Consider the following 1396-nt stretch of genomic DNA (forward strand, 5'->3'; position numbering starts at 1 on the left):
CGGGCTCACCTGCTCGGCGAACGCGTCGGCCAATGGCGGCGACGGGAACGGGCGCTGTGCCTGCAGCGGCCCCACGGCCGCGAGCAGTGCGGCGAAAGCCAGCCGGCGCAGCCCGCGGTTCACGCCCGCGCGGTCGGCGTCGCGGCTTCCTGCGCGCGCACCAGCAGCACCGGCACCGGCGACGAGCGCAGCACCTGCTCGGCATCGCTGCCGAGGAAGAAGCGGCTCGCGCCGCGGCGGCCGTGCGTGCCGAGCACGACCAGGTCGGCGCCCCAGCGGCGCGCCTCCTGCTCGACCGCATCGGCCAGCCGCGTGGCCAGGCCCTCGAACAGCTGCGAGTCCACGGCGACGCCGGCGGCGAGCGCGGTGGCGCGGCCCTTCTCGAGGACTTCCTCGCCGGCCTGGCGCAGCATCGGCAGCACCTCGCCGGCATAGGCGCCGAAGCTGGCGTAGCCGGCGCTCATCGTCGGATCCTCGACCAGGTTCAACAGGCGGATCTGGCCGCCGGTCAGCTTGGCCAGGCGGATCGCTTCGTCCAGGCCGCGCATCGAGGTGGCGCTGCCGTCGATCGGCACGAGAATGCGTTGGTACATGACGGGTCTCCCGGGTGGCGTGGCGAACTGCCACCGCGATAGTGTGGGAAACCCGCCGCCGCGCGGGCTTGATCCAGGTCAGCGCCGGTCGTCAGCGGCGGTACAGCCCCTCGATCTCCTGCTCGAAGCGCGCCATCAGGTTGTGCCGCTTGAGCTTCAACGTCGGCGTCATCAGGCTGTTCTCGACCGTCCACGGATCCAGGCTCAGCCACACCGCGCGCGGCACGCCGTAGCGCGGGAACGCCGCGGCCTGCTGCGCGATGCGCTGCAGCGCGGCCTGCTGCACCGCCGGCAGGTTCAGGCTCCCGGGCCGTGCCGGATCGACGCCGAGCGCCTGCGCGAACGCCTGCCACTGCGTGCGCTCCAGCACCGCCACCGCGGCGATGAACGGCCGGTTCTCGCCGAGCACGAACACCTGGCTGAACAGCGGGTCGGCGGCGATCGCGAGCTCGAGGTCGGCCGGCGCGATCTTCTCGCCGGTGGAGGTGACGATGATCTCCTTGATGCGCCCGAGGATGCGCACCCGCCCGACATCGTCGATCGAGGCCTGGTCGCCGGTGCGCAGCCAGCCGTCGTCGGTGAACGCGCGGGCGCTGTCTTCCGGGCGCTTCCAGTAGCCCTTCATCACGTTCGGGCCGCGCACCTGCAGCTCGCGGTTCTCGCCCACGCGCAGCTCGACGCCCTGCAGCGCGGTGCCGACGGTGGCCGGGTCGTTGTGTGCCAGCGTGTTGGCGGCGACCACCGGCGAGGTCTCGGTCATGCCGTAGCCCTGCAGCACCGGCACGCCCAGCCCGAGGAAGCAG

At 72.8% G+C, this 1396-nt stretch carries 2 protein-coding genes; both read right to left on the bottom strand.

Annotated elements, in window-relative coordinates:
- Nucleotides 1-119: 119 nt before the first annotated feature.
- Nucleotides 120-593 carry a universal stress protein gene (locus AC1D1T_RS32500; RefSeq protein ID WP_477993474.1) on the bottom strand — a complete coding sequence of 158 codons (474 nt, stop codon included), beginning with the start codon at nucleotides 591-593 and terminating at the stop codon, nucleotides 120-122.
- A 91-nt stretch (nucleotides 594-684) separates the two neighbouring features.
- Nucleotides 685-1396: AMP-binding protein (locus AC1D1T_RS32505; protein ID WP_477993476.1), on the bottom strand; the 712-nt coding region annotated here is incomplete at its 5' end.

Source organism: Rhizobacter sp. P2_H3, from assembly GCF_056403355.1.

Bases quoted from the DNA above. Each gene is read 5' to 3' on its own strand.
- AC1D1T_RS32500 (WP_477993474.1), bottom strand. From the start codon at position 593: ATGTACCAACGCATTCTCGTGCCGATCGACGGCAGCGCCACCTCGATG.